Source organism: Promineifilum sp. (SeqCode) (genome assembly GCF_041918635.1).
Classification (GTDB): Bacteria; Chloroflexota; Anaerolineae; order Promineifilales; family Promineifilaceae; genus Promineifilum.
Window position 1 is genome coordinate 1 of sequence record NZ_JAYRVJ010000704.1, and the last position, 4,759, is coordinate 4,759.

Here is a 4,759-nt window from a genome sequence, read left to right on the forward strand (position 1 = left end):
CTCCATCCTCTTTCGCCTGCGCCCGCGCCATCTGGCGCGGTATCGGCGGATCGCCGAGGTCATGGCGCGCCACGGCTTCGGGGCCATCCTGACCCAGTTGGGGCTGGCCGAGCGCCTCAGCCTGCCCCGCCGGCTGTTGCGTCGCGACGAGGAGTATGAGCGCGTGCCGCCGGCCGTGCGCCTGCGGCTGGCGCTGGAGGAGCTGGGCGCGACCTTCATCAAGCTGGGCCAGATCGCCAGCACCCGCCCCGAGATCGTGCCGCCGTCCGTCCTGGCCGAGTTGAGCAACCTCCAGGACAACGTGCCGCCTGCGCCGTGGGAGGAGGTGCTGCCGCTGATCGAGGCGGAGTTGGGCCGGCCGCTGGCCGAGCTCTTCGCCGCCTTCGACCCCACGCCGATGGCCTCCGCCTCGCTGGCCCAGGTCTACCCCGCCCTGCTGCCCGACGGCACGCACGTCGTCGTCAAGGTGCAGCGGCCGGGCGTGGAGCGCCAGGTGGAGACCGACCTGAACATTCTGCGCGATCTGGCCCAACTGGCGCGCGACCGGCTGCCCGGCTATCTGCCCTTCGATCCGGTTGACCTGGCCGGCGAATTCGCCCAGGCGCTGCGCGAAGAACTGGATTACGTGCGCGAGGGGCGCAACGCCGACCGCTTCCGCGAGAACTTCGAGACGGAAGATCACCTCTACGTGCCGCGGGTCTATTGGGAGTACACCACGCGCCGCCTCATCGTCCAGGAGCGCATCCGCGGCATCAAGATCGACGACCTGGCCGCGCTGGCCGCCGGCGGCTACGACCGCGAGCGCATCGCCCACCACGCCGCGCGGCTGATCATCAAGGAGGTGCTGGAGGACGGCTTCTTCCACGCCGACCCGCACCCCGGCAACATGATCGTCCTGCCCGGCGAGGCCATCGGCCTCATCGACTTCGGCACGGTCGGCTATCTGGACGAGCGCGACAAGGGCAACCTCATTCGCCTCTACATCGCCATTATCCAGTTCGACGCGACGGCAGCCGTGGAGCAGCTCATCCGCATGCGTATCGCCGATCCGGGCGTGGACGAATTGGGGCTGGAGCGGGCGCTGCGCCGGCTGTTGCGCCGCTATACCAACGTCCCATTGAAAGACCTGTCGGCCACCGAGCTACTGGCCGAGATTCAGCCTATCATTTATGAGTATCGCCTGCGTGTGCCCAGCGATTACTGGCTACTCATCAAGACGTTGGTCATCATGGAGGGCGTCGGCAAGCAGTTGGCCCCCGACTTCGACGTGTTCGCCGTCTCGGCTCCCTACGTGCGCCGCTTTCTCATCCAGTTGGCGCTGCCCACGTCGTGGGGGCCGGACGCGCTGCGCAGTCTGGGCAGTTGGGCCGGCTTCATCAGCGATCTGCCGGGGCAGACCGGCCGGCTGTTGAACCGGATCGAGCGCGGCCAACTGGAGTTGCGCATCCAGGACCCGGCCACCGAACACCTGACGCGGCAACTCAACCAGGTTGCCAACCGCATCATCCAGGCCATCCTGCTCGGCTCGCTGACCATCGGCCTGGCGCTGATGCTGCCGACGCTCGACCTGAGCTGGCCGTGGGGTCTGATCACGTGGCTGGCCGTGCTGACGTTCGGGCTGGCGGTGGTGCTGACACTGTGGCTCCTCTGGGCCATCTGGCGCTCCGGCCGCAGAATGTGAATAAATGAACCACGGATTCTCACGGATTCAACGGATTGTACGGATTGAACAGGGATTCAATCCGTGTTCATCCGCTAAATCCGTGTAAATCCGTGGTTAATTCATTGTCCGTGGTTAATTCATTGGGAGAAAGTCTATGGAGAGACGCGATGTGATGGTCCGGCAGGTGAGCCGCACGTTTGCCCTATCCATCGAACAGCTGCCTGACCCGCTGCGCGACGCCGTCTCCGTCGCCTATCTGATGTTCCGCGTCGCCGACGGCATCGAGGATCACGCCACCCTGCCGCTCGACCGCAAGGTCGCCCTGCTGCGCGACTGGGCGGACGTGCTGGACGGGGTGTGTCCGCCGGAGCGCCTGGCCGCCGGCGTGGCCGACCTGGACGCGGCCGATCCCGAAGTCGAAGTCATCCGCGAGGCCCCGCTCGTCCTCAACTGGTTCCACGCCCTGCCCGCCGCCGCGCAAGCCCCCATCCGGCACCACGTCCACGCCACGACGCTGGGCATGGCCCGCTGGCAGGAGCATGGCCCCTTCGTGGAGGACGAGGCCGAGCTGGACGATTACATGCACGAGGTGGCCGGCCGCGTCGGCTACCTGGTCACCGACCTGTTCGCCCTCCAGTCGGAGGAGATCGCCGCCCAGCGCGAGGCGCTGCTGCCCCTGTCGCGCGAGTGCGGCCTGGCCCTGCAGACGGTCAACGTCATCCGCGGCATCCGCAAGGATTACGAGCGCGGCTGGGTCTTCGTGCCCCGCGCCTTTTACCGCCCTCTCGGTCTGAGCCGCCACACGCTGCTCGACCCGGCCCACGAGCCGCAGGCGCTGGCCGTCGTCGCCCGGCTGGCCGACAAGGCCGACCGCCACCTGGAACACGGCCTGGCCTTCATCAGCGCCTTCCCGCGCCACGAGCACAGCTTGCGGCTGGCGCTGATGTGGCCCTTCCTGTTCGCCGCGCGCACGCTGGCCCTCAGCCGCAACAACCCCGACGTGCTGCGCCGCGAGGCCAAGATGACCCGCGTCGAGATCGGCGGCATCGTGGCCCAGACGCGGCTGTTCGGCCGCTCCAACCGCTGGTTGGCTCAATACTACCGCCGGCTGGCCGCCGCGCCCGACAACGGCCGCCCGCCCGCGCTGTCCGTCGCCGCCGAGACGGGCGGCCCCTAAGCTCCGGATGACACAGCGCCTTATCTGTCTCTCTTAAAATCTGCGTAATCTGCGAAATCTGCGGATGATTTCTTAAAGCGGAGGACAGACCTATGACCGACGCGCCCACTCCCCTAACCGAAGACGCCCCGGAGCCCCGCCGGCCCACCCTGGGCGAACTGGCGCTGGGCGGCGCGCTCTACCTGGGCGACAACGTCAGCGCCCGGCTGGAAGCGCCGCTGCCGGCCGAACCCCCGCCGCGCACGGCCGAGAGCGTCCTGCGCCCCGTGGCCGAGTGGGACACCGGGCCGGACACGCCGCTCATCGCCGCCCGCCGCGTCACGGTCGGCATGCTGGCCGATGCGCGCCAAAGCGCCCGGCGCGGCGGCCGGCGGCTCGACCGGGCCAGCGACGCGCTGGGCCGCGCCCTGGAGCGGGCCAGCCGCCCCATCCGCCACAGCCGCCCGCTGCGCCCCGTTCGCCGCCGCTTTCGCCTGTACGAAGCGCGGGGCGAGCAGATGGTCGGGCGCTGGGCCGCCGCCGGCCGCGCCGAGGAAGCGCGCAGCCGCGCCGTGGCCGAGGCGTCGCTGAGCGGCCTCGTGCGCCGCTCGGTGGCCGACCTGACCGCGAGCGAGCAGGTGCAGGTGCTCGTCCAGCAGGTGGTGCAGAGTCAGAGCACCGGGCTAATCGAGGAAATCGTTGAGGAGTTCCGCGAGCGGCTGGTCAGCCTGGACGTGCTGCTGGAGCGACGCTCGCGCTTTATCCGGCGCGGCGTGGCCGCCGACCCGCTGGCCGCGCCCCCCTTTCGCCCGGCCTACCTGCGCGTCCGGCCGCTGCTGGCCGCCGTGCCCCACGCCGACCGCACGCTGGCCGGCCACTACGCCGGCTTCGTCAGTCGCTTCGTCGCCTTGCTGCTCGACATCGCCCTGCTGATGGTCGCCCTGTCGCTGACCACGACCTTCGTCAACGCGTTGGTCGGGCTGTTTAACCTGGAGGCGCTGGCCGGCCGCTTCATGACCGGCGACGGCGCGGCGGCGGCCGTCGGCGTGGCCCTGACCGGGCTGGCCGGCACGCTGTTCATCGTCGCCTATGGCGTCATCGCCTGGAGCCTGAACGGCCAGACGGTCGGCGACCTGCTGGTGGGCGTGCGCGTGGTGCGCGCCGACGGCCACCGGGTGTCGTTCGGCCGCGCGGTGGCGCGGATGATCGGCTGCTACGTGTCCGGGCTGGCACTCTTCCTGGGCTTCATCTGGGCGCTCTACGACGGGCGGCGGCAGGGCTGGCACGACAAGCTGGCCGGCACGGTCGTCGTCTACGATTGGCCGGCCGTGCCCGACGAGACGCTGCTGCGCGACGAATTGCACGTGACCGGCGTGCTGCCCTGGCAGCAGCGGCCGTCCTGACACTCGTAGGGGCAGACCTGCGTGTCTGCCCCACCCCCGCCGTTGTAGGGACAGACCTACGTGTCTGCCCCTTGGTAGGGCGCACACGCAGGTGCGCCCCTACACATCACACCGGAGGACATATGACCGCCCGTCTCCAATGGCTTCTGCCCGCCCTTTCCCTCTGCCTGCTGGCCTGCGCCGCGGGCCGGGCCGCGCCCGCACCAGCGCCCGACGCCCCCGCCCTCACCCCCGCTCCCCTGCTCCCCGGCTCCCCGGCCGCCGGGCAGACACGTGAGTCTGCCCCTACACTGCCGTGTCCCCTCTTCCCCGCCGACAACATCTGGAACGCGCGCATCGACGCGCTGCCGGCGCATCCTAACTCCGACGCCTATATCGATGCCATCGGCCGCGACACGAACTTCCACCCCGACTTCGGCTCCGGCATCTGGCCGCCGGACGATGGCGGGCCTATCGGCATCCCCTACGTGATCGTGCCCGCCACTCAGCCCGGCGTGCCCGTCAGCTTCTACTACCCCGACGAGAGCGACCCCGGCC

3 protein-coding genes and 1 pseudogene are annotated in these 4,759 nt (G+C 69.8%); all 4 read left to right on the forward strand.

Annotated features, from left to right (window positions below):
* Positions 1–1,681 (forward strand): ABC1 kinase family protein (locus tag ACE3UY_RS20690; protein WP_374689375.1); only part of this gene is annotated, 1,681 nt, incomplete at its 5' end.
* Between the two features lie 136 nt (positions 1,682–1,817).
* Entirely contained in the window at positions 1,818–2,840 is a 1,023-nt protein-coding gene (locus ACE3UY_RS20695; protein WP_374689376.1) for a phytoene/squalene synthase family protein, read from the forward strand.
* Positions 2,841–2,932: 92 nt separating this feature from the next.
* Positions 2,933–4,222 (forward strand): RDD family protein, encoded by a 1,290-nt coding sequence (locus tag ACE3UY_RS20700; RefSeq protein WP_374689377.1) that lies wholly within the window; start codon positions 2,933–2,935, stop codon positions 4,220–4,222.
* Between the two features lie 122 nt (positions 4,223–4,344).
* A pseudogene (locus tag ACE3UY_RS20705) lies at positions 4,345–4,759 on the forward strand (hypothetical protein); the annotation flags it as partial.

What these genes read in the sequence shown, in the direction of transcription:
- ACE3UY_RS20695 (WP_374689376.1), top strand. Translation starts at nt 1,818, where the DNA reads ATGGAGAGACGCGATGTGATGGTCCGGCAGGTGAGCCGCACGTTTGCC.
- ACE3UY_RS20700 (WP_374689377.1), top strand. Translation starts at nt 2,933, where the DNA reads ATGACCGACGCGCCCACTCCCCTAACCGAAGACGCCCCGGAGCCCCGC.